The sequence below is a fragment of the Burkholderia sp. DN3021 genome (genome assembly GCF_049805555.1).
Classification (GTDB): domain Bacteria; phylum Pseudomonadota; class Gammaproteobacteria; order Burkholderiales; family Burkholderiaceae; genus Burkholderia; species Burkholderia pyrrocinia_C.
In genome coordinates this window covers 1-25,055 of sequence record NZ_JBNCAB010000024.1, presented here as the reverse complement: position 1 = coordinate 25,055, position 25,055 = coordinate 1, and the positions used below count along the sequence as shown (strand labels likewise).

General features: G+C 68.8%; 27 protein-coding genes, 1 other RNA gene and 1 riboswitch. Of the genes, 13 read left to right on the top strand and 15 right to left on the bottom strand.

Translation table 11 applies throughout. From position 1 onward, the window contains the following. Window positions 1-12: 12 nt before the first annotated feature. Both ACPUER_RS14635 and ilvD read right to left on the bottom strand, forming a co-directional pair. The gene (locus tag ACPUER_RS14635; RefSeq protein ID WP_175964201.1) at window positions 13-339 is read right to left on the bottom strand and encodes a c-type cytochrome; all 327 of its coding nucleotides are present in this window, start codon (window positions 337-339) and stop codon (window positions 13-15) included. Between the two features lie 127 nt (window positions 340-466). Further along, entirely contained in the window at window positions 467-2,140 is a 1,674-nt protein-coding gene (ilvD, locus tag ACPUER_RS14630) for a dihydroxy-acid dehydratase (RefSeq protein ID WP_425131441.1), read from the bottom strand. A gap of 135 nt (window positions 2,141-2,275) precedes the next feature. On the opposite strand from ilvD, the gene ACPUER_RS14625 reads away from it, so the two are divergent. Both ACPUER_RS14625 and lgt read left to right on the top strand, forming a co-directional pair. After that, on the top strand, window positions 2,276-3,190 hold the full coding sequence (locus ACPUER_RS14625) for a LysR substrate-binding domain-containing protein (RefSeq protein ID WP_425131440.1): 915 nt from the start codon (window positions 2,276-2,278) through the stop codon (window positions 3,188-3,190). Between the two features lie 89 nt (window positions 3,191-3,279). Continuing rightward, the gene (gene lgt / locus ACPUER_RS14620; RefSeq protein ID WP_175964204.1) at window positions 3,280-4,170 is read left to right on the top strand and encodes a prolipoprotein diacylglyceryl transferase; all 891 of its coding nucleotides are present in this window, start codon (window positions 3,280-3,282) and stop codon (window positions 4,168-4,170) included. 111 nt (window positions 4,171-4,281) lie between these two features. On the opposite strand, the gene ACPUER_RS14615 is transcribed toward lgt, so the two are convergent. The 5 genes from ACPUER_RS14615 to ACPUER_RS14595 all read right to left on the bottom strand — a co-directional run bounded on the left by ACPUER_RS14615 (window position 4,282) and on the right by ACPUER_RS14595 (window position 6,726). Then, entirely contained in the window at window positions 4,282-5,022 is a 741-nt protein-coding gene (locus ACPUER_RS14615) for an SIMPL domain-containing protein (protein WP_072443552.1), read from the bottom strand. Between the two features lie 206 nt (window positions 5,023-5,228). Beyond that, window positions 5,229-5,690, bottom strand: coding sequence for an EVE domain-containing protein (locus tag ACPUER_RS14610; RefSeq protein WP_425131439.1), 462 nt, complete (start codon window positions 5,688-5,690; stop codon window positions 5,229-5,231). Window positions 5,691-5,801: 111 nt separating this feature from the next. After that, window positions 5,802-5,983, bottom strand: a non-coding RNA gene (gene ssrS / locus ACPUER_RS14605) — 6S RNA. 81 nt (window positions 5,984-6,064) lie between these two features. Next, complete coding sequence (locus ACPUER_RS14600) at window positions 6,065-6,379, bottom strand: cell division protein ZapA (RefSeq protein WP_011352906.1); 315 nt, start codon at window positions 6,377-6,379, stop codon at window positions 6,065-6,067. Beyond that, window positions 6,376-6,726, bottom strand: coding sequence for an ATPase (locus ACPUER_RS14595; RefSeq protein ID WP_006478092.1), 351 nt, complete (start codon window positions 6,724-6,726; stop codon window positions 6,376-6,378). The genes ACPUER_RS14600 and ACPUER_RS14595 overlap by 4 nt, the downstream gene beginning before the upstream one ends. Window positions 6,727-6,880: 154 nt before the next feature. After that, window positions 6,881-7,134: riboswitch (cobalamin riboswitch) on the top strand. A gap of 64 nt (window positions 7,135-7,198) precedes the next feature. Between ACPUER_RS14595 and ACPUER_RS14590 the strand changes: the two genes are divergently transcribed. The 6 genes from ACPUER_RS14590 to cobC are packed head-to-tail and all read left to right on the top strand — an operon-like array spanning window position 7,199 to window position 13,396. Next, window positions 7,199-9,097 (top strand): TonB-dependent receptor domain-containing protein, encoded by a 1,899-nt coding sequence (locus tag ACPUER_RS14590; RefSeq protein WP_425131438.1) that lies wholly within the window; start codon window positions 7,199-7,201, stop codon window positions 9,095-9,097. A 39-nt stretch (window positions 9,098-9,136) separates the two neighbouring features. Continuing rightward, the gene (locus tag ACPUER_RS14585; RefSeq protein WP_310138967.1) at window positions 9,137-10,135 is read left to right on the top strand and encodes a FecCD family ABC transporter permease; all 999 of its coding nucleotides are present in this window, start codon (window positions 9,137-9,139) and stop codon (window positions 10,133-10,135) included. Next, window positions 10,132-10,953, top strand: coding sequence for an ABC transporter ATP-binding protein (locus tag ACPUER_RS14580; RefSeq protein ID WP_425131437.1), 822 nt, complete (start codon window positions 10,132-10,134; stop codon window positions 10,951-10,953). Before ACPUER_RS14585 ends, ACPUER_RS14580 begins: the two co-directional genes overlap by 4 nt. A gap of 52 nt (window positions 10,954-11,005) precedes the next feature. Continuing rightward, complete coding sequence (gene cobT, locus ACPUER_RS14575; protein ID WP_175964209.1) at window positions 11,006-12,061, top strand: nicotinate-nucleotide--dimethylbenzimidazole phosphoribosyltransferase; 1,056 nt, start codon at window positions 11,006-11,008, stop codon at window positions 12,059-12,061. Then, window positions 12,051-12,827, top strand: a complete 777-nt coding sequence (locus ACPUER_RS14570; RefSeq protein WP_425131436.1) for an adenosylcobinamide-GDP ribazoletransferase — start codon at window positions 12,051-12,053, stop codon at window positions 12,825-12,827. The genes cobT and ACPUER_RS14570 overlap by 11 nt, the downstream gene beginning before the upstream one ends. Then, entirely contained in the window at window positions 12,812-13,396 is a 585-nt protein-coding gene (cobC, locus tag ACPUER_RS14565; RefSeq protein ID WP_175964211.1) for an alpha-ribazole phosphatase, read from the top strand. The genes ACPUER_RS14570 and cobC overlap by 16 nt, the downstream gene beginning before the upstream one ends. A 101-nt stretch (window positions 13,397-13,497) precedes the next feature. Here the strand turns inward: cobC and ACPUER_RS14560 are convergent, their stop codons facing one another. Genes ACPUER_RS14560 through cobU form a run of 4 tightly spaced genes read right to left on the bottom strand, consistent with a single transcriptional unit; the run spans window position 13,498 to window position 16,916 of the window. Beyond that, complete coding sequence (locus ACPUER_RS14560; RefSeq protein ID WP_425131435.1) at window positions 13,498-14,415, bottom strand: cobalamin-binding protein; 918 nt, start codon at window positions 14,413-14,415, stop codon at window positions 13,498-13,500. Then, window positions 14,412-15,431, bottom strand: coding sequence for a threonine-phosphate decarboxylase CobD (cobD, locus tag ACPUER_RS14555; RefSeq protein ID WP_425131434.1), 1,020 nt, complete (start codon window positions 15,429-15,431; stop codon window positions 14,412-14,414). Before cobD ends, ACPUER_RS14560 begins: the two co-directional genes overlap by 4 nt. Further along, entirely contained in the window at window positions 15,424-16,368 is a 945-nt protein-coding gene (gene cbiB / locus ACPUER_RS14550) for an adenosylcobinamide-phosphate synthase CbiB (RefSeq protein WP_425131433.1), read from the bottom strand. The genes cobD and cbiB overlap by 8 nt, the downstream gene beginning before the upstream one ends. Then, entirely contained in the window at window positions 16,362-16,916 is a 555-nt protein-coding gene (gene cobU, locus ACPUER_RS14545) for a bifunctional adenosylcobinamide kinase/adenosylcobinamide-phosphate guanylyltransferase (protein WP_425131432.1), read from the bottom strand. The genes cbiB and cobU overlap by 7 nt, the downstream gene beginning before the upstream one ends. Before the next feature lie 74 nt (window positions 16,917-16,990). Between cobU and ACPUER_RS14540 the strand changes: the two genes are divergently transcribed. The 4 genes from ACPUER_RS14540 (at window position 16,991) to ACPUER_RS14525 (ending at window position 20,078) form a co-directional block, all read left to right on the top strand. Then, window positions 16,991-18,493, top strand: a complete 1,503-nt coding sequence (locus ACPUER_RS14540; RefSeq protein ID WP_425131431.1) for a cobyric acid synthase — start codon at window positions 16,991-16,993, stop codon at window positions 18,491-18,493. A gap of 80 nt (window positions 18,494-18,573) precedes the next feature. Beyond that, window positions 18,574-18,717, top strand: coding sequence for a hypothetical protein (locus tag ACPUER_RS14535; RefSeq protein ID WP_175964185.1), 144 nt, complete (start codon window positions 18,574-18,576; stop codon window positions 18,715-18,717). Between the two features lie 151 nt (window positions 18,718-18,868). Beyond that, the gene (locus ACPUER_RS14530; RefSeq protein ID WP_175964217.1) at window positions 18,869-19,282 is read left to right on the top strand and encodes a DoxX family protein; all 414 of its coding nucleotides are present in this window, start codon (window positions 18,869-18,871) and stop codon (window positions 19,280-19,282) included. A 136-nt stretch (window positions 19,283-19,418) separates the two neighbouring features. After that, window positions 19,419-20,078 (top strand): ParA family protein, encoded by a 660-nt coding sequence (locus tag ACPUER_RS14525; RefSeq protein WP_425131430.1) that lies wholly within the window; start codon window positions 19,419-19,421, stop codon window positions 20,076-20,078. 136 nt (window positions 20,079-20,214) lie between these two features. On the opposite strand, the gene panD is transcribed toward ACPUER_RS14525, so the two are convergent. The 4 genes from panD to ACPUER_RS14505 all read right to left on the bottom strand — a co-directional run bounded on the left by panD (window position 20,215) and on the right by ACPUER_RS14505 (window position 22,822). After that, window positions 20,215-20,601, bottom strand: a complete 387-nt coding sequence (panD, locus tag ACPUER_RS14520; RefSeq protein WP_031398432.1) for an aspartate 1-decarboxylase — start codon at window positions 20,599-20,601, stop codon at window positions 20,215-20,217. Between the two features lie 44 nt (window positions 20,602-20,645). Next, window positions 20,646-21,485: a pantoate--beta-alanine ligase gene (gene panC / locus ACPUER_RS14515; RefSeq protein ID WP_174384252.1), complete on the bottom strand. Its 840-nt coding sequence runs from the start codon at window positions 21,483-21,485 to the stop codon at window positions 20,646-20,648. A gap of 271 nt (window positions 21,486-21,756) precedes the next feature. After that, window positions 21,757-22,629: a segregation and condensation protein A gene (locus ACPUER_RS14510; RefSeq protein ID WP_034178758.1), complete on the bottom strand. Its 873-nt coding sequence runs from the start codon at window positions 22,627-22,629 to the stop codon at window positions 21,757-21,759. A gap of 4 nt (window positions 22,630-22,633) precedes the next feature. Beyond that, entirely contained in the window at window positions 22,634-22,822 is a 189-nt protein-coding gene (locus ACPUER_RS14505) for a DUF3460 family protein (protein WP_034178757.1), read from the bottom strand. 252 nt (window positions 22,823-23,074) lie between these two features. Between ACPUER_RS14505 and ACPUER_RS14500 the strand changes: the two genes are divergently transcribed. Then, the gene (locus ACPUER_RS14500) at window positions 23,075-24,889 is read left to right on the top strand and encodes an autotransporter assembly complex family protein (protein WP_310138936.1); all 1,815 of its coding nucleotides are present in this window, start codon (window positions 23,075-23,077) and stop codon (window positions 24,887-24,889) included. Window positions 24,890-25,055 lie beyond the last annotated feature (166 nt).

Genomic DNA, 25,055 nt, shown 5'->3' with positions numbered 1-25,055 from the left:
GGGGCATCCGGTTCAACGCAGCGACAGCACCCATTGCGCGAGTGCGTGGGCTTCGCCGCTCGTCAGTTGCGTATTGGCGGGCATCGGCACGCTGCCCCATACACCGACGCTGCCTTTCACGATCGATTGGGCAAGGTAATCGACGGCATCGCCGCGCGTCGCATACTTGCCGGCGATGTCGCGGAACGACGGGCCCATCAGTGGCTTGCCGACCGCGTGGCAGGCCATGCAGTTCTTGCGCTGCGCAAGCGCGAGCCCGTCGGCCTGATCGGCGCGCGCCGCCGCTGCGCCGCCGGTCAGCAGCATCACGAGCAGCGCGCGCAATATCGTCTGTTTCATGCGGTTCTCCGCCGGCGGGGACGGCCGGCTTCATGGTCCGCGCATTATAAAAGCAAAGGGAACGCACGTTTTGCGCGTTCCCTCGGCGGCCATTTCCATTGGGGTCGCATGCGGCGGCGACATCGCGTCAACCCGTGACGGCGCCCTGGTTCGCCGGCCGGGCGAGGGCCGCGAATTTCGCGAGCACGCCGCGCGTGTAGCGCGGCGCCGGCTGTTTCCACGCGGCGCGACGGCGCGCGAGCTCGGCATCGTCGACGTTCAGTTCCAGCAGCAGCCGGTGCGCGTCGATCGTGATCGAGTCGCCTTCCTGCACGAGCGCGATCGTGCCGCCGACGAACGCCTCGGGCGCGACGTGGCCGACCACCATGCCCCACGTGCCGCCCGAGAAGCGGCCGTCCGTGATGAAGCCGACCGATTCGCCGAGCCCCTTGCCGATGATCGCGGACGTCGGCGCGAGCATTTCCGGCATGCCGGGGCCGCCCTGCGGGCCGAGGTAGCGCAGCACGAGTATGTCGCCGGCGCGGATCCGGTCGCCGAGGATCGCATCCATCGCGCTTTGCTCGTCGTCGAACACGCGGGCGGGGCCCGTGATCACCGGGTTCTTCAGGCCGGTGATCTTCGCAACCGCGCCGTCTTCCGCGAGATTGCCCTTCAGGATCGCCAGGTGGCCCTCCTTGTACAGCGCGTGGTCGATCGGGAAGATCACGTCCTGGTCCGCGCGCGGCACGCTCGGCACGTCCTTCAGTTCGTCGGCGATCGTGCGGCCGGTGATCGTCATGCAGTCGCCGTGCAGCAGCCCCGCATCGAGCAGGATCTTCAGCACCTGCGGAATCCCGCCGGCCCGGTGCAGGTCGGTCGCGACGTACCGGCCCGACGGCTTCAGGTCGCAGATCACGGGCACGCGCTTGCGGATGCGCTCGAAGTCGTCGATCGTCCAGTCGACCTCGGCCGCATGCGCGATCGCGAGATAGTGCAGCACCGCATTGGTCGAGCCGCCGGTCGCCATGATCACCGACACCGCGTTCTCGATCGACGCCTTCGTGATGATGTCGCGCGGCTTCAGGTCGCGCTTCACGGCCTCGACGAGCACGCGCGCCGATTCGGCCGCCGAATCGACCTTCTCCTGGTCGGGGTTCGCCATCGTCGACGAGTACAGCAGCGACATCCCGAGCGCCTCGAACGACGAACTCATCGTGTTCGCGGTGTACATGCCGCCGCACGAACCCGACGTCGGGCACGCGTTCTGCTCGACGCCTTCGAAATCCTCCTGCGTCATCCGGCCCGCGGTGAATTCGCCGACGGCCTCGAACGACGACACGATCGTCAGGTCGCGGCCCTTCCAGTGGCCGGGGCGGATCGTGCCGCCGTACACGTAGATGCCGGGCACGTTCAGGCGCGCGAGCGCGATCATGCCGCCCGGCATGTTCTTGTCGCAGCCGCCGACGACGACCACGCCGTCCATCCATTGCCCTTGCACGCAGGTCTCGATGCAGTCGGCGATCACCTCGCGCGACACGAGCGAGTACTTCATGCCCTCGGTGCCCATCGACATGCCGTCCGAAATCGTCGGCGTGCCGAAGATCTGCGGGTTCGCGCCGGACGCCTTCACGGCCGCGACGGCCGCGTCGGACAGGCGCTGCAGGCCGGAATTGCACGGCGTGATCGTCGAATGGCCGTTCGCGATGCCGACCATCGGCTTGTCGAAATCGTCCTTCTGGTAGCCGAGTGCGTAATACATCGAGCGGTTCGGCGAACGGGCCACGCCTTGCGTGATGTGCTTCGAGCGACGGTTGTACGGCATGGGGGACTCCATCGTTGTCTGGGCGACGCCCGTGAGCGGCGCGCCGGTTCGGATGAAACAAGAATGGAGTGTCCGGATTGGGATGTCCAATATATTATTTGTCGTCTATTAAGTCGTTTTGCGAATGAGTGACGTATGGCCGATCCGACGCCCGACCTGCGCCAGTGGCGCTATTTCATGACCGTTGCCGACGAGCGCCATTTCGGCCGCGCTGCCGAACGCCTGTCGATGACGCAGCCGCCGCTGTCGCAGGCGATCCGGGCGCTCGAGGATGCGCTCGGCGTCGCGCTGTTCGTGCGCACCAAGCGCTCGGTGGCGTTGACCGCGGTCGGCGCGGCGCTGTTGCCCGACGTGCGCCGGCTGCTTGCGTCGGCCGATGCGCTGCCGCCGCTCGCGCGGCGGCTCGCGCGCGGCGAGGCCGGCTCGCTGTCGCTCGCGTTCGTGTCGACCGCCGATTACGGGCTGCTGCCGTCGCTGTTGCGCGCGTTCGGCGCGCGCTATCCGCAGGTGCGCCTGCAGCTCGCGGAGGCGACGAGCGACGTGCAGATCGACGAGCTCGTCGCCGGCCGCATCGACGCAGGGCTCGTCATTCCGCCGGTGCCGCCGCGTCACGCGGCCGGGCTGTCGTACTTGCCCGTCGTGCGCGAGCCGCTGGTGGTCGCGATGCCGGCCACAGCGTGCGACGCGCCCCAAGACGAACCCGTGCATCTCGCCGATATCGCCGCATTGCCGCTCGTGATCTTTCCGCGTCGTTTGGCGCCCGGCTTTTATGACATCATTACGGGCTGCTACGGCGCGGCGGGGGAAACTCCGCGCATCGGCCAGGAGGCGATCCAGATGCAGACGATCGTCAGCCTCGTGTCGGCCGGCATGGGCGTCGCACTGGTGCCGCAATCGCTGCGTAACCTGCGGCGCACCGGCGTGGTCTACCGGCCGCTCGCCGGTCACGCGCCGGTCGTCGAGACAGGCCTCGTGTGGCGCACGGGCGACGTGAGTCCCGTGCTCGCCGGCTTCATCGACGTCGTGCGCGCGCAGGGCCTCGCCGCGTGACGTGAACGATGGAGCGCCGGTGCCGTCCAACGCGCGGTGCTGCGCGTTCGCGACGGCCGTACCGCATTCGAAAACTTCTTCGCTAACCCATGATCATTCACCCGAATTTCGACCCCGTTGCGATCCATCTCGGGCCGCTGGCCGTGCGCTGGTACGGCCTCATGTATCTCGTCGGCTTCATCGCGGCGATCGTCGTCGGCCGGGTCCGCCTGAAGCTGCCGCACGTCGCGGCGCAGGGCTGGACCGCGAAGGACATCGACGACATGATGTTCTACGGCGTGCTCGGCACCGTGCTCGGCGGCCGGCTCGGCTACGTGCTGTTCTACAAGGCCGATTTCTACTTCTCGCATCCGCTCGACGTGTTCAAGGTGTGGGAGGGCGGCATGTCGTTTCACGGCGGCTTCCTCGGCGTGACGCTCGCGATGATGCTGTTCGCGTGGCAGCGCAAGCGCCACTGGCTGCAGGTCACCGATTTCGTCGCGCCGATGGTGCCGACGGGGCTCGCGGCCGGGCGTCTCGGCAACTTCATCAACGGCGAGCTGTGGGGCCGCGTGACCGACCCGGCGGCGCCGTGGGCGATGCTGTTCCCGGGCGCGATGCGCGACGATGCGGCTTGGCTGCCGAAGCATCCGGCGCTCGTCGAGAAGTGGCATCTCGCCGACGTGTTCATGCAATACCAGATGCTGCCGCGCCATCCTTCGCAGCTCTACGAAATTGCGCTCGAAGGCATCGCACTGTTCTTCGCGCTGTTCTTCTTCTCGCGCAGGTCGCGGCCGATGGGCGCCGTGTCCGCGCTGTTTCTGATCGGCTACGGCCTCGCCCGCTTCACGGTCGAGTTCGCGCGCGAGCCCGACGACTTCCTCGGCCTGCTTGCGCTCGGCCTGTCGATGGGGCAGTGGCTGTCGCTGCCGATGATCCTCGCGGGCATCGCGCTGATGGTCTGGGCGTATCGCCGTCGCGCGGCGAATGCGGCTGCGTGATGCGATATCGATGCGCGCGCAACTGGCGCGTGCATCGGCAACACGCATGCAAATGAAAAACGCCGGCCCGAGGGCCGGCGTTTTTCGTTTCCGACAGCCGCGCGTTGCGCGTTACTTCATCTGAACCGAGCCGTTGACGGTGACCGACACGGTGGCCTTGCCGCCTTCGACCGCGATCGGTGCGCTCATCTTCGCGCTGTCCATCGGCGCCGCGGCCATCGCCATCATGCGCGGGTACGGCTGCACGTTGCGGCCGCTGCCGACGTTGACGTCGCGGATCGTGTAGCTGCTGTAGCCGAACGCCTTCGCGGCTTCGTCAGCGCGGGCGCGGAACGACTTGATCGCTTCGGTCGTGAGCTTCTGCTCGGCCGTGCGCTGCGCTTCAGGCGACAGCGAGAACTCGACGTTCGCGACCTGCATCAGGTTCGACAGCTGGCCTGCAAGCTTCGACGCCGCGGCGAAATCGCGCGATTCGAGCGCGACCTCGGTGCGGCCGCGCCATGCGGAGATCTTCCCGTCGCGATCGGTGCTCGGATACACGGAGAATGCGCCCGTGTGCGCGGTGACGCCCGATACGCCCTTCGCCTGCGACAGCGCGGCATCGGCACGCTGGTTCAGCGCGGACGTGAGGCTGCCCGGATCCTTTGCCTGCTGCTCGTAGAACAGCGTGATGTGGATGATGTCCTGCGGCACGTCGGCGCTGGCCTGCGACGAAAGCGACAGCACGCCCGCCGGTTCCGGGAAGTGCGGGTTCGCGGTCTGCGCGTGCGCGGCGGGCGACGCGAGCGTCAGCGCGACGGGAACGGCGGCGGCGAGTGCGAGCGACAGCGCGAGTGCGGATTTCTTGGTCATTGTTGGACTCCTTGTGCGAGGGCGCGCACGCGGATCACGCGTGCGCGACGCGGGCGTACCGCGCGAAAAAAACAACAGCCGGCCCGATTGGCCGACAGCGGTTGCTTAGGCTGCGCGAAAGACCCGCGAGTTCCGCGGCGGCAGCGCGTGCTGACCAGATTTGACGTTTGGCGCGTGCGCCTACTGCGTGCGCCTACTGCGTGCGCCTACTTCATCAGCTTTTCGGTGATGAACCGCCATTCTGCGCGCGTGACCGGTGTGATCGACAACCGGTTGCCGCGTGCGAGCACGCGCATGTCGGCGAGTTCGTCGTGTTCGCGCAGTGCGGCGAGCGGCACGAGCGGCGACTTTTTCACATAGCGCACGTCGACGAGCAGCCAGCGCGGCGCTTCCTGCGTCGACTTCGGGTCGTAATAGGGGCTTTTCGGATCGAACTGCGTGGGATCGGGGTAGGGCGTCGACGATACTTCGGCGACGCCTGCGATGCCCGGCTCGGGGCAGCTCGAGTGATAGAACAGCACGCCGTCGCCGATCTTCATCGTGTCGCGCATGAAATTGCGCGCCTGATAGTTACGCACGCCGGTCCACGGCAGCGAGCGCTGCGGTGCGTTGGCGAGATCGTCGATGCTTGCTTCGTCCGGTTCGGACTTCATCAGCCAGTATTGCATGGATCGTGATCGACGCAGTAGGAGGCATGAGGGTCTGTTTGCATGCGCGTTGCACATGCAAACAGACCCTGAAAAAGAAAACGGCACCGGGACTCGCCCGATGCCGTTGGATAGGCCCCCGCCTTGGCCGCTAGGCCGGCATCCTGAACCTGAGGTTCAGAATTGGTCGCAGTTAGCAGCACTTCGGGTACATCAGACAGAGTGACGCGCGCGCCCGTGCTACAAATTTCCGCAACCGTGCACATGGCATTGGTTCAAGGAATATATGACCTTGGCGAACCAGGCAGGGAAGCTGACTGAACTGTGTTTCGATGCGCCAATTTGACCACCGTTGATCGCCGAGATCAAGGGGAATCGACGCATCGATTAAAACGTTACTGCGTCTCGTGCTGTGCGAGCACCGCGCCGAGCTGTTCGTTCATCTGGTGCATTGTACGACGGATTTCCTCCGCCGGAAATGCTTCACCGTGACGCACGCTCGTTTGCAGCCGCAGCAATTCCGATGCGAGCGACAGTGCCGCCATCACCGCGATGCGATCGGTGCCGCGTACCGAGCTGTTCGAGCGGATTTTCGACATTTCGGCGTCGACGCGCGCGACCGCCTCGAGCAGCGCCGCTTCGGTCTCGGCCGAACAGGCGAGACGATACGCCTGACCGAGAATCGAGACTTCGATCTGCTTGGTACTCATGCATGTTCTCCGTGGCTGGCCGCGTCATCGCCATCCGTACGCGCCTGCGCATCCAGCAGGTCGAGCTGGTTGTCGGCTTGCTCCGCGCTTTTCGAGCGCGGCAGCTTTTCGAGAATCGCGTTCAGTTTCACCTGTGCGTCGTCGATCTTTGCCGACAGCGTGTCGCGCTCGGCCGCGAGCGCATTGCGTTCATCGCGCAGTTGCGCGAGTTCCGCGCGGACCGTGTCCGCTTCCGCGCGCAATTGCGCGACCTGCTCCTCGAGCGCGAGCCGTTCCGAGTGATAGCGCTTGTTCAGCGAAATCAGACGGCCAATATTTTGAGATAGGGTTTCGAGTTCGTTGAGCATTTGCTGCGTCCTCTAAAGACCCAGCATTTTAGCGCGGAATAACGCGCAATCCGACATCTGTAACGTTTCCAGTCGTAACACCCCCGCTTCTTGCCGCGAATAGGCGCGCCACGTGCGTGTCCGGACGCTTCCTTGACGCTCGCGCGAGCGGCTCCTAAACTGGCGCCGCCTCGGTGCTCGCGCGTGGAACGCGCGGTTAAACGGGAAGCAGGGAGCGGGCTCCGCCGGGAGGCCGCCAACCTGCGCTGCCCCCGCAACGGTAAGCGGCCGCGTCCTGTGACGCAGGCCGGCTCAGGCGCGTTCCGCGTGCAGGTTTCGCACGCGGGCGCGGGCCACTGCGCGTCATCGCGCGGGAAGGCGAGCCGGTACGCCGCCAGCCCGGATACCGGCCGAGGCGGGGAGCCCGCACGGGCTTCGTGACGCGCGGCCTGCGGGGAGGCGGGGCGCGCAGTGCTTCACGGGATTTATCTTCATGCTGACCCCAATCGTCCGCACGGCGCTCGGCGCGCTCTGCGGACTGCCGCTTGCCGCCGCCGCGCAGACCTCGGCGCCCGCCGTACCCGCGGCAACGTCCGCCGCGCCAGCGGCCCGGCCTGCCGCTGCGACCATGCTCGAACCGGTCGTCGTCACCGCGCAGCGCGCGCCGCAGGCGCTGGCCGACACGATTCCGCAAACCACCGTATTCGACGCGCAGGATATCGCCGCGCATCCGGGCGCCGATCTGCCGACGCTGCTCGCGTTCGCACCCGGCGCGCAGATCGTGCGTAACGGTGGCCCCGGCGCGAGCGCGACGATGTTTCTGCGCGGCGCGGAGTCGACGCAGTCGCTCGTGCTGATCGACGGCGTGCGGGTCGATTCCGCGAGTCTCGGTGCCGCGCAACTGAGCCAGCTGCCGCTCGATCAGATCGAGCGCGTCGAGATCGTCAACGGCAACGTGTCGTCGCTGTACGGCTCGGGCGCGATCGGCGGCGTCGTGCAGGTGTTCACGAAGGACGGCGGCAATCATCCGCCGCGCTTCAACTTCGCGGTCGGAGTCGGCAGCTACGGCACTCAGACGCAGCAGGCCGGCGTAGCGGGCCGGCTCGACGGCGACGGGAAGACGACGTTCAGCGTGTCGATCGCACGCGACAAGGACAACGGTTTTTCCGCGCTCGACCCGGCGAAGAAGCCGAATGCGAACCCGAATGCCAACGGCTACCTGAACGAGAGCATCACCGCGGCGCTGCGCCACCGCTTCAACGACCGCTGGGATGCGGGCGTCAGCTACTTCCAGTCGAATGGCAACAACAGCTACGACAATGCGTGGGGCGTGCCGACCGACCTGAACAACCTCTATTCGCGCGTGCAGCAGGTGCGTGCGTTCGCGAACGGCAAGCTGACCGACTGGTGGACCGCTCGCCTGAGCGTGTCGACCGGCAACGATCGCAGCCAGTCGGCGCTGAACGGCGTCTATACCGATCACTTCAATACCGACAACCGCCAGTACACGTGGCAGAACGATTTCCGGATCGCACCGGATCACCTGATCCAGGCCGGCTACGAGCGGCTCGACCAGCAGTTCATGTCGAATGCGTATGCCGCGCCGCAGCGTCACGTGAATTCCGGCTGGATCGGTTATTCGGGGCGCTTCGGCCGCCAGCAGTTCCAGGCGAACCTGCGCCGCGACCAGTATTCGGACTTCGGCGGTGCCAACTCCTACTATCTCGGCTACGGCCTCGAACTGACCGATCGCTGGAAGGTGACCGCGAGCTATTCGGACGCGTTTCGCGCGCCGAGCTTCAACGACCTCTATTACCCGATGGCCGGCAATCCGTCGATCCAGCCGGAGCACAGCCATTCGATCGAGGCCGCGCTGCAGTATGCGTCCGATGCGGTGGGCGTGATGCGGCTCACCGCGTTCCAGACGCGCTACGCGAACCTGATCAACTATCGGCCCGACGGGAGCGGTTTCTACTATATTGCGCAGAACGTCGGCAGCGCAAAGGTGCAGGGGCTCGAAGGATCGTGGCAGGGGCATGTCGGCGCGACCGACGTACGGGTTGCCGCCACGTTGCAGAACCCGGTCAACGAAACGCAGAATCAGGATCTCGACCGCCGCGCGCGACGTTTCGCGTCGATGGCCGTGAACCGCGCATTCGGCGCGTGGCGTGTCGGCGGCGAATGGCTCGTGAGCGGCGCGCGCAACGATCCGGGCGGCGGGCGGCTCGGCGGCTACGGGATCGTCAACCTGTCCGCGCGCTACAACATCACGAAGTCGTGGTACGTCAGCGCGCGCATCGATAACCTGCTCGACAAGGACTACGAGCTTGCATACGCCTACAACACGCCGAAGCGCGGCGCCTATGTCACGCTCGGCTGGCAGCAGCAGTAAGCGGATGCGCCGCGCGTCGTGCGCAGCGCCGTGCGCGGCATGAGCGCCGCGCGCGCCGCCGCGATCTGGGCCGCGCTGGCCGCCGCGGTCGCGTTGCTGTTCGTCGCGTCGCTGTCGATCGGCAGCGTGCCGATGTCGCCGTGGCAGGCGCTCGCGTCGCTCGCGCCGCATGGCGGCGATGCGCTGTTCGCCGACATCGTCCGCACGCTGCGCCTGCCGCGCGCGCTCGCGGGCTTCGCGTGCGGCGCGCTGCTCGCGCTTGCCGGTGCACTGCTGCAGGTGCTGCTGCGCAACCCGCTCGCGGAACCGTACGTGCTCGGCGTGTCCGGCGGCGCGGCCGGGTTCGCGCTCGTCGCGATGATCGCGGGCGGTGCGTGGTGGCTCGTCGATGCGTCGGCGTTCGCCGGCGCGCTCGTGTCGGTTGCGCTCGTGCTCGGCCTCGCGCGCCGCGAGCTGTGGCGCGGCGACTCGCGTGACGCGTCGCCGCGGCTGCTGCTTACCGGTGTCGTGATCGCGGCAGGGTGGGGCGCGCTCGTCACGCTGCTGCTGTCGCTCGCGCCCGATGCGCGGTTGCGCGGGATCATCTTCTGGCTGACGGGCGACCTGAACGGCGTGACCGCACCGTGGTTCGCGTGGGGCGCGCTGCTATTGGCCGCATGTGTCGCGCTGCCGGCCGCGCCGCAATTGAACGTGCTGCTGCGTGGCGACGCGACCGCGCTCGCGCTCGGCGTACCCGTCGCGCGCCTGCGCGTGCGGATCTATCTCGTCGCGTCGCTGGCCGCGGCGGCCGCGGTGACGACGGCCGGCACGATCGGCTTCGTCGGCCTCGTCGTACCGCACGCGCTGCGGCTCGCATTCGGCAACGACCAGCGCATGCTGCTGCCGGCCGCGATGCTCGCGGGCGGCGGCGGCGTGATGGCGGCCGACCTGCTCGCGCGCACCGCGATCGCGCCCGCGCAACTGCCGGTCGGCGTGATGACCGCGTTGATCGGCGTGCCGGTGTTCCTGTGGATGTTGCTGAGGAGGCCGATGCGATGACAGGCACTGCGCAGTACGCCGCTGCTTCCGGCAACGACATGGCCTGCGCGACCGTCGACCTGACGCTGAAGGCCGGCGCGCGCACGCTGCTCGACGGCTTTACGCAGGCCTTCCGCCCCGGCGAAATCTGGTGCGTCGCGGGGCCGAACGGCGCGGGCAAGACGACGCTGCTCGCGACGCTCGCGGGGCTGCACCCGCCGGCCGGCGGCCGGGTCGAGGTCGATGGCCGGCCGCTTGCCGCATGGCCGCCCACGCAGCTCGCGCAGCGTCGCGCGCTGATGCCGCAGCAACTGCACGATGCATTCAGCGCGACCGTGTTCGACACGGTGCTGCTCAACCGCTTTCCGTATCTCGGCGGCTGGGGCTGGGAGCGCGACGGCGACCGCGCGGCCGCGCGCGACGCGCTTGCGACCTTCGACCTGACCGCGCTCGCGTCGCGCGACGTGCTGTCGCTGTCGGGCGGCGAGCGGCAGCGCGTCGCGCTGGCCGCGACGCTGTGCCAGGATGCGTCGCTGATGCTGCTCGACGAGCCGCTCGCGCATCTCGACCTGCATCACCAGATCGACTGCCTGACCGCGCTGGCCGCATGGCTCGACGCGGGCCCGCGCACGGTGCTGTTCTCGTGCCACGACCTGAATCTCGCGCGGCGTTTCGCGACGCATGCGCTGTTGCTCGACGGCCGCGGCCATGCGTGGGCCGGCCCCGTGCACGACGTGCTGACGCCCGAGCGTGCGAGTGATGCATTCGGCTATCCGCTCGTGCTGATCCGCGAGCATGGCCGCGACGCGCTGCTGCCTGCATGGCCTGAGCGACAATGACCTTTTCCTTTCCGATGCGCGGCGCAGGCCGCGCCAACGACACGGCTTCCCGATGACGACTCCGACCCACTTCCCACCCGCGATCGCGCCGCTCGACGACGCGCTGCGCAAGCGCCTGCAGCATGTGATCGACCACAAGACCAAGCCGCCTGGCAGCCTCGGCCAGCTCGAGGCGGTCGCGCTGCAGATCGGCCTGATCCAGCACACCGAGCGGCCGACCGTGCAGCGCCCGGTGACGATCGTGTTCGCCGGCGACCACGGGATCGCGGCCGAGGGCGTGAGTCCTTACCCTCAAGCGGTGACCGCGCAGATGGTTGCGAACTTCCTGGCCGGCGGCGCGGCGATCAACGCGTTCTCGGGCGTCGCGCAGAGCACGCTCGAGATCGTCGATGCGGGCGTTGCGTCGCCGCTTCCGCTGTCCGACCGGCTGGTGTCGCTGCCGGTCGCGCGCGGCACGCGCAACTTCGCGACGGAGCCGGCGATGACGCACGACGAGGCGATGACGGCGCTCGCGGCCGGTGCGGCGCGCGTGCGCCTGCACGCGTCGCTCGGCACGAACGTGATCGGCTTCGGCGAGATGGGGATCGCGAACACGTCGTCGGCCGCGTGCCTGATGAGCCGCCTGCTCGACGTGCCGATCGATGCATGCGTCGGGCGCGGCACGGGCCTCGACGACCAGGGGCTCGCGCACAAGCGCGCGGTGCTCGGCCGCGCGCTCGTCAAGCACTCGCACGCGATCGCGCCGCTCGACGTGCTCGCGACGTTCGGCGGCTTCGAGATCGCGATGATGACGGGCGCGTATCTCGCGGCCGCGAGCGAGCGGATGACGATCCTCGTCGACGGCTTCATCGCGACGGCCGCGCTGCTCGTCGCCGAGCGCATCGCGCCCGGCGTGCGCGACTACTGCGTGTTCTCGCATACGTCGCACGAGGCCGGGCACCGGCGCATGCTAGAGCATTTCGGCGCGAAGCCGCTGCTCGCGCTCGACCTGCGGCTCGGCGAAGGCACGGGCGCGGCGCTCGCGCTGCCGCTCGTGCGCGCGGCGGCTGCGTTCCTCAGCGAGATGGCGAGCTTCGAGTCCGCCGGCGTCGACAATCGTGACGCCTGATCGCGCGCCCGGCGTGCGTGCCGAACTGCGCTACTTCTTCGTCGCGCTCGGCTATTTCACGCGCGTGCCCGTGCCGCGCGCGATCGGCTACGCGGCCGGCGATCTCGACCAGGCCGCGCGCTATTTCCCGCTCGTCGGCGCATGCGTCGGCGCGTGGGGTGCGCTCGTCTATCTCGCCGCGTTGCGCGTGCTGCCCGCGTCGATCGCGGTCGGGCTGTCGATGGCCGCGACGCTGCTCGCGACCGGCGCTTTCCACGAGGACGGCCTCGCCGACAGTTGCGATGCATTCGGCGGCGGCTACACGCGCGACGACGTGCTGCGCATCATGCACGACTCGCGGATCGGCACGTTCGGCGCGGTCGCGCTCGTGATCGCGCTCGGCCTGAAATGGCAGGCGCTCGCGGCCATGCCGCCGCTGCGCGCCGCTTGGACGATGATCGCCGCGCATGCGGCGAGCCGTGCGGCGGCCGTCAGCCTGCTGATGTCGCTCGACTATGTGCGGCCCGAAGGCAAGGCGAAGCCGGTCGCGCAACGGATGGGCGCACGCGCGGCGTGCGTCGCGGCGGTATTCGGGTTGCCGTGGCTGTTCTGGCCGGACTGGCGCACGGGTGTCGCCGCGGGCGTTGCGCTCGTGCTCGTGCGCGCGTGGGTGGCCCGCTACTTCGTGAAACGGATCGGCGGATATACGGGCGACTGTCTCGGCTTCGCGCAGCAACTGAGCGAACTGGTGATCTATCTCGTGGTGCTCGGATGGACGTCGTCCTGATCCGTCATCCGGCCGTCGCCGTCGAGCCGGGCATGTGTTACGGACGCAGCGACGTGCCGCTCGCCGCGTCGGCCGATGCCGGCGCGCATGCCGTGCGTGCGCACCTGTCGGCTATCGGCGCGCCGCCGCCCGAACAGCTCTGGACGAGCCCGCTGACGCGATGCGCATCGGTTGCCGAACGGCTCGCGCACGCATGCGATGTGCCGCTGCAGCGCGATGCCGGCTGGCAGGAAATGGATTTCGGCGCGTGGGAAATGCGGCGCTGGGACGATATCGACCGTGCGGCGCTCGATGCGTGGGCGGCCGACCTGATGCATGCGTGCGCGCATGGCGGCGAAAGCGTCGCGCGGTTCGCCGCGCGAGTTGCGCGGCGGGCCGACGCGGTTGTGCAGACTGATCGGCCGCAATGGGCGGTCACGCACGCGGGCGTGATCCGCGCGTTCGCATCGCATGTGTTGCGTGTGCCGCTCGATACGCTGCTGTCGCGGCCGGTGCCGACAGGCGGTGTCGTCTGGCTGCGTGCGGATGACGTGGCGCGAACATGGGAAGTCGTGCACTGGGATGAATAGGCTTGTCCGAGCCTGCATGTGAACGATGCGACGCGCGGTCAAACCGTCTCAAGTACCGGACGCATCGATATGTGTGCGTCAAACGCGCAAGTCGCCGGAAATCAGCGCGCCGACCGCCGCGCACGCGCGGCATCGAGATCCTCGCACAGCGCGGCCGCACCCTGCGCGATCCGCGGCGACGGCCGCGTCAGCAGGTCGCCGTCGATCGCGAACAGGTTGTTGCGCGCCACGGCCGTCAGCGCGGGCCACGCGCGCCAGCGTGCAAGGCTCGGCAGCGGTTCGTCCGAGCGCGTCGCGCCGGCGCTCGTCGTCACGATCGCTTCCGGATTCGCGGCGAGCACGGCCTCGTCGGTAACGCTTGGCGCGAGCGGCTTGAGCGACGCGAACACGTTGCGGCCGCCGCATAGTGCGATCACGTCGTTGATCAGGTGCGCGCCGTTGAGCGTCGTCAGCGGGCGGTCCCAGACCTGGAAGAACATCGTGACGGGCGGACGCGCGGCGTAGCGTGTGCGCAGCGTCGCGATGTCGCGCGCAAAGGACGCCGCGGCCGCATCGGCTGCCGGCTGCGTGCCGAGCAGCGTGCCGAGCCGGCGCAGCGACGACGACACGTCGTCGAGATGTTTCGGTTCGCTGAAGAACAGCGGGATGTGCAGCGCGTGTAGCGCATCGGTCTGCCGCTCGGCGTTGCCGTGCCGCCAGACGACGATCAGGTCGGGCTTCAGCGCGGCGATCCGCTCGAGGTCGAGCGCCTTGTTGTCGCCGACGCGCGGCACCGCTTGCGCGGCGGGCGGATAGTCGCTGTACGTGACGGTGCCGACGAGCTTCGTACCACCGCCGGCCGCGTAGATCAGCTCGGTCGCGTGCGGCGCGAGGCTGATCACGCGCTGCGCGGGCGCGGGCAGCGTAACCGTATTGCCGGCGTCGTCGCGCGTCGTGACATCGGCGTGGACGAGCGGCGCATGAACGAGCGCGGCCAGTGTCGCAGCCGGCGCCAGCCGGCGGAACTTGCGTGGGCTCATGCGGATTCCTGTTGCAGCGTCGGCACGCAGTGCGCGAGCGCAACACCGAGGCGCTGCCATTCGGCTTCGCTGCCCGGCAGGCCGATGCGCACGCTCGACGGCTTCGCGAAGTATCGCGTCCAGATCCCGCGTGCCGCGAGCGCCGCATGCAGCGCCGCGGCGCGCGGATCGTCGGTCCAGCTGAAGAGCGGTGTCGCGCGAACCGTGAAGCCGTGCGTGCGCAACAGCGCGGCCAGCCGCTCGCCGTCGGCCGCGAGCCGTTCGCGGGCGGCGGCCTGCCATGCGCGATCCGCGAATGCCGCGGCGACCGCGTGACGCGCGGGGCCGCCGACCGTCCATGCGCCGAGCATGTCGCGCAGCGCGGCGATCCGTTCGGGGCATGCGAGCACGAAGCCCGCGCGGATACCGGCGAGACCGAAGAACTTGCCGACCGAGCGCAGCACGACGAGCCCGGGCCGATTAACCTGCGGCGCGAGCGATTGCGTCGCGCCCGTATCGGCGAACGCCTCGTCGACGATCAGCGTGCCGCCGCGGGCCGACAACTGCGCATGCCAGCCGAGTAGGCGTTCGGCCGGCACGAATTCGGCGGTCGGATTGTTCGGATTCCCGACGATGACGTGACGCAGCGTCGCCGGCAGCGTATCCGTGCCGATGTCGAGCGAAACGACGCGATGGCCGTGACGCGCGAACGCGGGTGCGTATTCGCCGTACGCGAGCGACGCGACGCCGGCGTCGCCGGTCGGCAGCAATGCGGGCAATGCGCGGATCGCGGCCTGGCTGCCGGCGACCGGCAGCACGTGTGCGGGATCGGGCGCGCGGTAGTACTGCGCGGCACAGGCCGCGAGGCCGTCGCCGTCGTCGGGCAGCCGGCGCCACGCGTCGGCCGGGACGGGCGGCACCGGATAGCCGACCGGATTGATGCCGGTCGACAGGTCGAGCCACGCGTCGTACGGAATGCCGTGGCGGCGTGCGGCTTCATGCAGGTTGCCGCCGTGCGCGATGCGTGTGTCAGACATGATGGGTGGCCATGACGAGAGCGCCGCTCGCGACCAGCAGCGCGAGCCACAGTGCGAGCGTACGTGTGACGAGCGACAGCGCGGCGACGATGTGGACGGCGGTCGCGGTTGCACCGGTGCCGAGCGCCGGACGATCCTCGATTTCGCCGTGATAGACGGCCGGGCCGCCGAGCTGCACGTTCAGGCTGCCGGCGCCCGCGGCCATCACCGGGCCTGCGTTCGGGCTGTCCCAGTGGCGCGCCTGCGTGCGCCAGCAGCGCCATGCGGCGGCCGTGTCGCCGAGCAGCGCGTAGCTCGCGGCCGTGAGGCGAGCGGGAATCCAGTTCAGTGCGTCGTCGAGCCGCGCGGCGGCCCAGCCGAAGGTCAGGAAGCGTGGTGTGCGGTAGCCCCACATCGCGTCGAGCGTGTTAGCGAGCCGGAACAGCAACGCGCCGGGGCCGCCCGCGACGACGAACCAGAAGAGTGCGCCGAAGATCGCGTCGTTGCCGTTCTCAAGCGCCGATTCGACGGCCGCGCGCGACAACGCGCCTTCGTCGGCGTCGCTCGTGTCGCGCGACACGATGCGCGCGGTCAGCTTACGCGCGGCGTCGAGGTCGCGCCGCAGCAGCGCCGCGGCGATCGGCGCGACGTGGTCGGCGAGGCTTTTCGCGCCGAGCGCGAACCACAGCAGCGCGACGTGCAGCGCGGCCGCGAGCGGCCACGGCAGCACGGCCACGAGCCATGCGGCGACGGCCACCGGCGGCACGACGGCCGCGGCCCACGCGCCGACACCGACCACGCGGCCGCGCCGGCCCGTATTCAGAGCGCCTTCGATGCGCGCGGCAAGCCGGCCGAACGCGACGAGCGGATGCCAGCCGGCGGGTTCGCCGATCGCGCGGTCGACGATCGCGGCCGCGACCGCAAGCATCGCGACGACGGGCAGCGACAGCATCAGCATGACGGCGCTCCCGTCTTGAGGTCGAGCGGCAGCCCGGCGACGAGCAGCGTCACGCGCGTCGCGAGCGCGGCGACGCGCTGGTTCAGGCGCCCGAGTTCGTCGACGTAGCGGCGCGTGACCGACCCGAGCGGTACGACGCCGAGCCCGATCTCGTTGCTGACGACGATCACCTTCGCGCGCGCGCCGCGCAATGCGTGTTCGAGCCGCTCGACCTGCGCCGTGTACTGCGCATCGTCGAGCGGCTCGCCGTCGACCGGGCACAGCAGGTTCGTGAGCCACAGCGTCAGGCAGTCGACCAGCAGGCATGCGTGCGGATCGTCGAGCCGAGCGAGCGTGCCGGCGAGGTCGACGCTCGCCTCGGCGAACCCCCATTCGGCCGGCCGGCGCGCGCGATGATGCGCGATGCGCTGCGCGAATTCGGCATCGGCGGCGGTCGCAGTCGCGATGTAGGTGACGGGGCGGCCGCTGTCGGCCGCGAGCCGCTCGGCATGCGCGCTCTTGCCCGAGCGCGCGCCGCCGAGGACGAAGGTGAGGTCGTGCGGAATCATCGCGTGATTGTAACGGCGCAGGCGTACCGGCGCGGGCGATAATGCGTCCTTTGCTTCGCGACGACCTTTACACGATGAATGCACCCGAGCCGCGGCCACGCGGCACGCTGATGATCCAGGGCACGACCTCCGACGCGGGCAAGAGCACGCTCGTCGCGGGCCTGTGCCGCCTGGCGTGCCGTGCCGGCGCGCGCGTTGCGCCGTTCAAGCCGCAGAACATGGCGCTCAACAGCGCGGTGACGGCCGACGGCGGCGAGATCGGCCGCGCGCAGGCGCTGCAGGCGCTGGCCGCGGGCGTCGCGCCGCATACGGATTTCAACCCCGTGCTGCTGAAGCCGACGAGCGATCGCGGCGCGCAGGTGATCATTCACGGCAAGGCGCGCACGAACCTCGACGCGCGGGCGTATCACGGCTACAAGCCGGTCGCGTTCGACGCGGTGCTCGAGTCGTACGCGCGCTTGCGTGCCGGTTACGACACGGTGATCGTCGAGGGCGCAGGCAGCCCGGCCGAGATCAACCTGCGCGACGGCGACATCGCGAACATGGGCTTTGCCGAACGCGTCGACTGCCCGGTCGTGCTCGTCGCCGACATCGACCGCGGCGGCGTGTTCGCGCATCTGGTCGGCACGCTCGCATGCCTGTCGGACAGCGAGCGCGCACGCGTGCGCGGCTTCGTGATCAACCGTTTCCGCGGCGACTTCAAGTTGCTCGAACCGGGGCTCGACTGGCTGCGCGCGCAGACCGGCAAGCCCGTGTTCGGCGTGCTGCCCTACCTGCACGGGCTGCTGCTCGATGCGGAGGACATGCTGCCCGCGCAGGCGCGCAGCGCCGCCGCACGTGGCGACGCCGGCGTGCTGCGCGTCGTCGTGCCCGCGCTGCCGCGCATCAGCAATCACACCGATTTCGATCCGCTGCGCGCGCATCCGCAGGTCGAGTTCACGTACTGGAAGAGCGGCCCGGTGCCGGATGCCGACCTGCTGATCCTGCCCGGCTCGAAGAGCGTGCAGCGCGATCTCGGATGGCTGCGCGACGCGGGCTGGGACGCGGTGATCCGTCGCCACCTGCGCTACGGCGGCAAGGTGATCGGCATCTGCGGCGGGATGCAGATGCTCGGCCGCACGCTCGACGATCCGCTCGGCCTCGAAGGCGCGCCCGGCAGCGTGCCGGGGCTCGCGCTGCTCGATTTCGACACGACGCTGCAGCCCGACAAGACGCTGAAGAACGTGACCGGACATCTCGCGCTGCCGGGCGGGGCCGCCGTGCGCGGCTACGAGATCCATATGGGCGACACGCGGGGGCCCGCGCTTGCCGCGCCCGCGCTGGCCCTGGCAGACGACGCCGCGCAGGACGGCACGTGCCCGGACGGCGCGGTTTCCGCCGACGGCCAGATCCTCGCGACCTACGTGCACGGGCTGTTCGACGCGCCCGACGCGTGCGCGGCGCTGCTCGCGTGGGCCGGGCTCGACGGCGCGGAGCGCATCGACTATCCGGCGCTGCGCGAGGCATCGCTGGAACGGCTGGCCGACACGTTCGCCGAACATCTCGACCTCGACGCGCTGTACGCCGAGTTTCGCTGAAGCGGCGCCGGGCCGTCCTCGCTTTTTCCGCCGGATCGCGTACAACACAAGGAGGGCGGAGGTCCGCCTGGAGGAGTCCGATGATGAAGGTTCGATGGTGGTGGAGCGTGCTGCTCGCGGCGCTGCTGGGCGCATCGGCGGTTGCGCACGCGTGCGATTCGTACACACCGGGCGGCGGCCAGTCTGGTTCCGGCGACGCCACGCAAGGCAAGAGCGGTTACTGACGCGGGTATCGGGGCATGATCGGTCGTGCCCCTTTTTTACGGCCTTATTCGTTCCTGTTGGGAATCAGTTAAAGCGGATTGGCGTGTTTATCGGTTGAATCGGTTCGAATAGAGTGCGATCCATTCTCATCCACTCATGAAGGAATCCGCCATGAACCCCAATCGCCTGAACGATTTCGCCGCGACGCTGCTGCGCGTCGCGCTCGGCGTGCTGTACCTCGCGCACGTCGCGCAGAAGGTGTTCGTCTTCACACTGCCCGGCACTGCGCAGTTCTTCGCGTCGATCGGCCTGCCGGGCTGGCTCGCATACCTGACGACGTTCGTCGAACTGGCCGGCGGCCTGGCGCTGCTCGCGGGTTTCCGCGTGCGGGTTGCAGCGCTCGCGCTGCTGCCGTTCATGCTCGGCGCGACGGCCGCGCATCTGCCGAACGGCTGGAGCTTCTCGTCGCCGAACGGCGGCTGGGAATATCCGGCCTTCTGGGCCGTCACGCTTGCCGTGCAGGCGCTGCTGGGCGGCGGCGCGTTCGCGATCGGCGCCCGGGAGGCCGCGGTTCAGCGCGCGTAACGGAGTATCAGGGGCGCGCGGTTCGGCGCGACCCGTTCCGGTGATCCCCCGTTTGCCGATATCATCGCTCCCTGTATCCGCAATCGAGCGGCGCCAGCCACGCGGCCGGCGCCGCGTGGCTTTTTCGGGGGAATTCATGACGGTGATCGTGGTGGCGAATCCGAAGGGCGGCGTGGGGAAAAGCACGCTGTCCACCAATCTTGCCGGCTATTTCGCGGCGCAAGGCGCGTGGGTCGCGCTCGCCGACCTGGACCGGCAGCAGTCCGCGCATGCGTGGCTCGACCTGCGGCCGGCCGGCTTGCCGGCGATCGAATCGTGGGATCTCGATCCGGACGCGCCGTCGAAGCCGCCGCGCGGCCTCGAATATGCGGTGATCGATACGCCGGCCGGCCTGCACGGCAACCGGCTCGGCGTCGCGCTGCAACTGGCCGACAAGGTGATCGTGCCGCTGCAGCCGTCGATGTTCGATATTCTCGCGACCCAGCAGTTTCTGGAGCGCCTCGCTGGCGAGAAGGCCGTGCGCAAGGGCGGCGTCGAGGTCGGGATCGTCGGGATGCGGGTCGATGCGCGCACGCGCTCGTCCGACCAGTTGCACCGCTTCGTCGAAGGGCTCGGCCTGCCGGTGCTCGGCTACGTGCGCGACACGCAGAACTACGTGCAGATCGCCGCGCACGGCCTCACGCTGTGGGACGTTGCGAAGAGCCGGGTCGAAAAGGATCTCGAACAGTGGCGGCCGATCGTCGAATGGGCCGAGCGCGTTGCGCCGAAGGCGGAGAAGGCCGCCAAGGCGTCCTGATCCGATCGCGCGGCCCCGAGGCCGGCGCGCGCTGAAATGAGAAAGGGCCGGATCCCGTGTCGCACGGGATCCGGCCCTTCGACCGCAGGCGGCGCAGCCGCTCCCGCGCGCCACGGCACGCGGGCGGCCGGTCAGGTTAGGTCCAGTTCTGCGTCGGCACGTGATCGCGGTGGCCCTTGATCTTGTTGCCGTCGTCGATGAACACGAGCTTCGGCTTCCAGCCGGCTTGCAGTTCGGCTTCGTCGACCATCGCGAACGCCGCGATGATCACGAGGTCGCCGAGCTGCGCACGGCGCGCGGCCGAGCCGTTCAGCGAGATCATCCCGCTGCCGCGCTCGCCCTTGATCGCGTACGTCGAGAAGCGCTCGCCGTTGTTGATGTTCCAGATGTCGATCCGTTCGTTTTCGACGATGTTGGACGCTTCGAGCAGGTCTTCGTCGATCGCGCACGAGCCTTCGTAATGCAGCTCGCAGTGCGTGACTGCCGCGCGGTGGATCTTCGATTTGAGCATGTGGCGCTGCATGGTGTCTCCGTGATGCGTCGTGAGAGGCGCGGGCGGGCGGCCCGTCAGATTTCCAGGTTGTCGATGAGGCGCGTCGCGCCGAGCTTCGCGGCCGCGAGCACGACGAGCGGCTCGCCGGCTTCGAGTTCGGCGGCGCTCGGCGCGATCAGGTTCGCGCGGCGGCGGATCGACAGGTAGTCGGGTGCCCAGCCGCGCTCGGCCAGGTGCGTGCGCGCCTGCTGCTCGAGCTTGCCGAGGTCGCGCTCGCCGCCGAGCACGCTTTCGCGCATGCGCTGCAGCGTCTTCGCGAGTTCGGGCGCTTCCCGGCGCTCGTCGGCCGACAGGTAGCGGTTGCGCGACGACAGCGCGAGGCCGTCCTCGTCGCGCACGGTTTCGGCCGCGATGATGTCGACCGGCAGCGCGAGCTGCTGGCACATGCGGCGCACGATCATCAACTGCTGGTAGTCCTTCTTGCCGAACACGGCGACGCGCGGCTGCACGCAGGCCATCAGCTTCGACACGACCGTGCACACGCCGGTGAAGAAGCCGGGCCGGAATTCCCCTTCGAGGATCCCGCCGAGATCGTCCGGCGGCAGCACGCGGTATTCCTGCGGCTCCGGGTACATGTCGCGCTCGGTCGGCGCGAACAGCACGTAGACGTTTTCCTTCTGCAGCTTCTCGATATCGTCCTGCAGCGTGCGCGGGTACTTGTCGAAATCCTCGTTCGGGCCGAACTGCAGCCGGTTGACGAAGATGCTCGCCACGACCGGGTCGCCGTGCTGGCGCGCGAGGCGCATCAGCGACAGGTGCCCTTCGTGCAGGTTGCCCATCGTCGGCACGAACGCCGTGCGGTTCTGTCCGCGCAGCTGGTCGCGCAGTTCATGGATCGAGCTGATGACTTTCATGATCGGGTAGCGGGTTCCTCGCGCATGCGCGCGTTGGCGCCGCAGCAGCGGCGTCGGGGTCGAAGCGGAGAACGCCGGCGCGCGGGCGGCGCATCGGGCGTCGGCGGATTGTAGAGGATTTGGCCGCCAAACGCATCGAAAAGAGAACGATCGTTCACTTTTTAATCGGGCGTGCCGGAAACGGGCGGCGGCCTGGGGGGGCGGCCACCCGCCGCGGCGAAGCGGCGAGCGTCGCGGTGAATCGGGAGAACGGGAGGGGCGGGCGCGGGCCTTAAGCGGGGAGGTACGCGAGGCGCACGTAGATCGGCGCGAACGGCTCCGGCTGCGTGATCTCGACGAGCGATTCGCGCGCGAGTTCGAGCATCGCGATGAAGTTCACGACGACGACCGGCACGCCGCGCGACGTGTCGAACAGGTCGGCGAACTCCATGAAGCGCGCGTTCTGCAGCCGGCGCAGGATCAGGCTCATGTGTTCGCGCACCGACAGCTCCTCGCGGGAGATCTTGTGGTGCTGGACGAGCTTCGCGCGCTTGAGCACGTCGGCCCACGCGGCACGCAGGTCGTCGGAGTTCACGTCGGGGAAGCGCGGCGTGATGCTTTGCTCGATGTAGACCTCGGCGCGCAGGAAGTCGCGGCCGAGCTGCGGCAACTGGTCGAGGCGCTGCGCGGCAAGCTTCATCTGCTCGTATTCGAGCAGGCGGCGCACGAGTTCGGCACGCGGATCCTCCGCTTCGTCGCCGGTGTCGGCCTTCTTGACCGGGAGCAGCATCCGCGACTTGATCTCGATCAGCATCGCGGCCATCAGCAGGTATTCGGCGGCCAGCTCGAGGTTCGACGTGCGGATCTGGTCGACATAACCCAGGTATTGCGCGGTGACCTGCGCCATCGGGATGTCGAGCACGTTGAAGTTCTGCTTGCGGATCAGGTACAGCAGCAGGTCGAGCGGGCCTTCGAACGTCTCGAGGAAGATCTCGAGCGCGTCGGGCGGGATGTAGAGATCCTGCGGCAGCTTGAAGAGCGGCTCGCCGTACAGGCGAGCGAACGCCGCGACACCGTCGACCGTGTCGGGCGTCGAATCGGCGCCCGCGGGCGCGGCGATCGCGTCGTCCTGCCGGGCGGCGCTGGCCTCGTCGGCGGCGCTCACGTCGTCAGAAGTTCTGGTAGTAGACGTACGACGTTTGCTTCACGCGCGATTCCTGCTGGTCGGCGCGCTCTTCGAGGTCGATCGGCTGCTTGTCCCACAGCAGCGAACGGCCCTTGCGCTGCTCTTCCTCGAGCGTCGGCTTCTGCTGCTTGAGCTGGTTCAGGAACTGCGTGACGTCGGACTGGTACGGCATGGCTGGATTTTCCGTTTCGGGCGGCGCACGATGCGCCGGATTCGCGTTGGCGGGATTTTACCGCATCGCGGGAACGGCCGGCGCCAATCGCGCGTCGAATCCGCGGGCCCGCACCTGCGGCGAAGCGGCTCGGGCCCGTGCGCGCGCCGTTGCGCACAAGCGTCAAAGCCTCGCGCGTGCGGGCATGGCCGCTGCCCTGTGGTCAAATACAGGGTTTCCACGAAACCGTGACAACCGAGGGCGAGGTCATATTTGGCGGGGCAGTCGAACCAGCAAGCACACATGGCGCATGACCCGGGCCCGCGCGTGGCACGCAAGCGCGCCGGCGCCGCGGCCCGCGCCGCGCGGGCGGCCCTCGCGGGGTGCGTCGCCGCATTCTTCGCGCTGCCGGCCCACGCGAAGTACGACGTCGACATCGACGCGCCGCGCTCGGTCCGCAAGCTGCTCAAGTCGCATCTCGATATTGCGCGCTTCGCGAAGCGCGACGACATCAGCGAAGACCAGTTCGACTTCCTCGTGACCGCCACGCCGCAGCAGGTGCGCGACCTGACCGCGACGGCCGGTTATTTCTCGCCGGTCGTGCGCACCGACGTGCGTATGCGCGACGGCAAGCGCGACGTGCGCATCGCGGTCGATCCGGGGCCGCAGACCGTCGTGTCGACGGTCGACCTGACGTTCAAGGGCCCCGTCGACACCGAAGATCCGAAGCAGGAGGCCGCGACCCGCTTCGCGTTCTCGCTGAAGCCGGGCGACCCGTTCACGCAGTCCGACTGGGACGGCGCGAAGGGCGCGGCGCTCAAGCAACTGCAGTCGCGCCGCTATCTCGGCGCGAAGATCGTGTCGTCCGAGGCGCGCGTCGACCCGCGCACGCAGCGCGCGACGCTCGCGGTCGCGTTCGACAGCGGCCCGACGTTTACGATCGGCAAGGTCGATGTCGACGGCGTGCGCCGCTATCCGGAGAAGATCGCCACGAACGTCAATCCGCTGTCGGAAGGCGAGATCTACGACGCGCAGCGGATCACCGAATTGCAGCGGCAGTTGCAGAACACGCCGTACTACGCGAGCGTCGCGATCGACGTCGGCGACGATACGACGAAGCCCGAGCGCACGCCCGTGCACGTGAAGGTCAGCGAGTTCCCGTACAACAACATCCGCGGCGGCGTCGGCTATGCAACCGACACGGGCCCGCATGTGCAGGGCTCCTATACGTATCTCGACACGTTCGGCGCCGCGTGGCCGCTGACCGTGTCGGGCCGGCTCGACCAGATCCAGCAGTACGGGCAGGTCCAGCTGTCGATGCCGCCGGGCGAGAAAGGGTGGACCAACAGCGTGCTCGCGTCGTATACGAACACCAACGTGTCGGACACGCGCATCTACAGCGCGCGGGTCGGCGTGCAGCGCACGCGCACCGGCCAGTTCATCGACTATGCGTATTCGCTGATGTTCTACCAGGACCGGCTCGACCAGAACGGCGCGGGGCCGACCACGAGCCGCGCGCTCGTGCCGCAATGGGCCTGGACGCGCCGCAACGTCGACGATCCGCTGTTTCCGCGCTCGGGCAACCTGATCCACGCGGAGGCCGGCTTCGCGATCAAGGGCGTGGCAACCGACCAGACCTTCATTCGCGGCTACGCGCGCGGCCAGCAGTACCTGCCGATCGGCAAGCGCGACCTGTTCGTGTTCCGCGCGGAGCTCGGCGGCGTGTTCACGAGCGGCAGCTCGACCGGCGTGCCGGCGTCGCTGCTGTTCCGCGCGGGCGGCTCGAACTCGGTGCGCGGTTACGGTTACCAGAGCATCGGCAACAGCGTCGCCGGCTCCGTGCTGCCGACCAAGTACCTGATGACGGGCACCGCCGAATACCAGCACTGGTTCAACCGCGACTGGGGCGCCGCCACGTTCTTCGACATCGGCACCGCGACCGATGCGTGGGGCGAGAAGGTGTTTTATCCGGGCGTCGGTATCGGCGCGCGCTGGCGAAGCCCCGTCGGCCCGATCAACGTCGACGTCGCGTACGGGTTGCGCAACCACAGCGTGCGTCCGTACCTGACGCTCGGCATCGCTTTCTGAACGTACCGTTTCATCCACGACGAACCGCATGACGAAGGACCCGAACGACACGCCGCCGCCTCACGATCCGGACTCGCCCGACGGCGCGCCCGACGCGCCGCCGCGCGCGCCGCGCCGCGGACGCGTGGTGCGCGTTGTCGCGTGGACGCTCGCCACGGCCGTGCTG

Excerpts from the sequence above, each read along its gene's own strand:
- ACPUER_RS14635 (WP_175964201.1), bottom strand. The coding sequence starts at position 339 with ATGAAACAGACGATATTGCGCGCGCTGCTCGTGATGCTGCTGACCGGC.
- ilvD (WP_425131441.1), bottom strand. The coding sequence starts at position 2,140 with ATGCCGTACAACCGTCGCTCGAAGCACATCACGCAAGGCGTGGCCCGT.
- ACPUER_RS14625 (WP_425131440.1), top strand. The coding sequence starts at position 2,276 with ATGGCCGATCCGACGCCCGACCTGCGCCAGTGGCGCTATTTCATGACC.
- lgt (WP_175964204.1), top strand. The coding sequence starts at position 3,280 with ATGATCATTCACCCGAATTTCGACCCCGTTGCGATCCATCTCGGGCCG.
- ACPUER_RS14615 (WP_072443552.1), bottom strand. The coding sequence starts at position 5,022 with ATGACCAAGAAATCCGCACTCGCGCTGTCGCTCGCACTCGCCGCCGCC.
- ACPUER_RS14610 (WP_425131439.1), bottom strand. The coding sequence starts at position 5,690 with ATGCAATACTGGCTGATGAAGTCCGAACCGGACGAAGCAAGCATCGAC.
- ACPUER_RS14600 (WP_011352906.1), bottom strand. The coding sequence starts at position 6,379 with ATGAGTACCAAGCAGATCGAAGTCTCGATTCTCGGTCAGGCGTATCGT.
- ACPUER_RS14595 (WP_006478092.1), bottom strand. The coding sequence starts at position 6,726 with ATGCTCAACGAACTCGAAACCCTATCTCAAAATATTGGCCGTCTGATT.
- ACPUER_RS14590 (WP_425131438.1), top strand. The coding sequence starts at position 7,199 with ATGCTGACCCCAATCGTCCGCACGGCGCTCGGCGCGCTCTGCGGACTG.
- ACPUER_RS14585 (WP_310138967.1), top strand. The coding sequence starts at position 9,137 with ATGAGCGCCGCGCGCGCCGCCGCGATCTGGGCCGCGCTGGCCGCCGCG.
- ACPUER_RS14580 (WP_425131437.1), top strand. The coding sequence starts at position 10,132 with ATGACAGGCACTGCGCAGTACGCCGCTGCTTCCGGCAACGACATGGCC.
- cobT (WP_175964209.1), top strand. The coding sequence starts at position 11,006 with ATGACGACTCCGACCCACTTCCCACCCGCGATCGCGCCGCTCGACGAC.
- cobC (WP_175964211.1), top strand. The coding sequence starts at position 12,812 with ATGGACGTCGTCCTGATCCGTCATCCGGCCGTCGCCGTCGAGCCGGGC.
- ACPUER_RS14560 (WP_425131435.1), bottom strand. The coding sequence starts at position 14,415 with ATGAGCCCACGCAAGTTCCGCCGGCTGGCGCCGGCTGCGACACTGGCC.
- cobD (WP_425131434.1), bottom strand. The coding sequence starts at position 15,431 with ATGTCTGACACACGCATCGCGCACGGCGGCAACCTGCATGAAGCCGCA.
- cbiB (WP_425131433.1), bottom strand. The coding sequence starts at position 16,368 with ATGCTGATGCTGTCGCTGCCCGTCGTCGCGATGCTTGCGGTCGCGGCC.
- cobU (WP_425131432.1), bottom strand. The coding sequence starts at position 16,916 with ATGATTCCGCACGACCTCACCTTCGTCCTCGGCGGCGCGCGCTCGGGC.
- ACPUER_RS14540 (WP_425131431.1), top strand. The coding sequence starts at position 16,991 with ATGAATGCACCCGAGCCGCGGCCACGCGGCACGCTGATGATCCAGGGC.
- ACPUER_RS14535 (WP_175964185.1), top strand. The coding sequence starts at position 18,574 with ATGATGAAGGTTCGATGGTGGTGGAGCGTGCTGCTCGCGGCGCTGCTG.
- ACPUER_RS14530 (WP_175964217.1), top strand. The coding sequence starts at position 18,869 with ATGAACCCCAATCGCCTGAACGATTTCGCCGCGACGCTGCTGCGCGTC.
- ACPUER_RS14525 (WP_425131430.1), top strand. The coding sequence starts at position 19,419 with ATGACGGTGATCGTGGTGGCGAATCCGAAGGGCGGCGTGGGGAAAAGC.
- panD (WP_031398432.1), bottom strand. The coding sequence starts at position 20,601 with ATGCAGCGCCACATGCTCAAATCGAAGATCCACCGCGCGGCAGTCACG.
- panC (WP_174384252.1), bottom strand. The coding sequence starts at position 21,485 with ATGAAAGTCATCAGCTCGATCCATGAACTGCGCGACCAGCTGCGCGGA.
- ACPUER_RS14505 (WP_034178757.1), bottom strand. The coding sequence starts at position 22,822 with ATGCCGTACCAGTCCGACGTCACGCAGTTCCTGAACCAGCTCAAGCAG.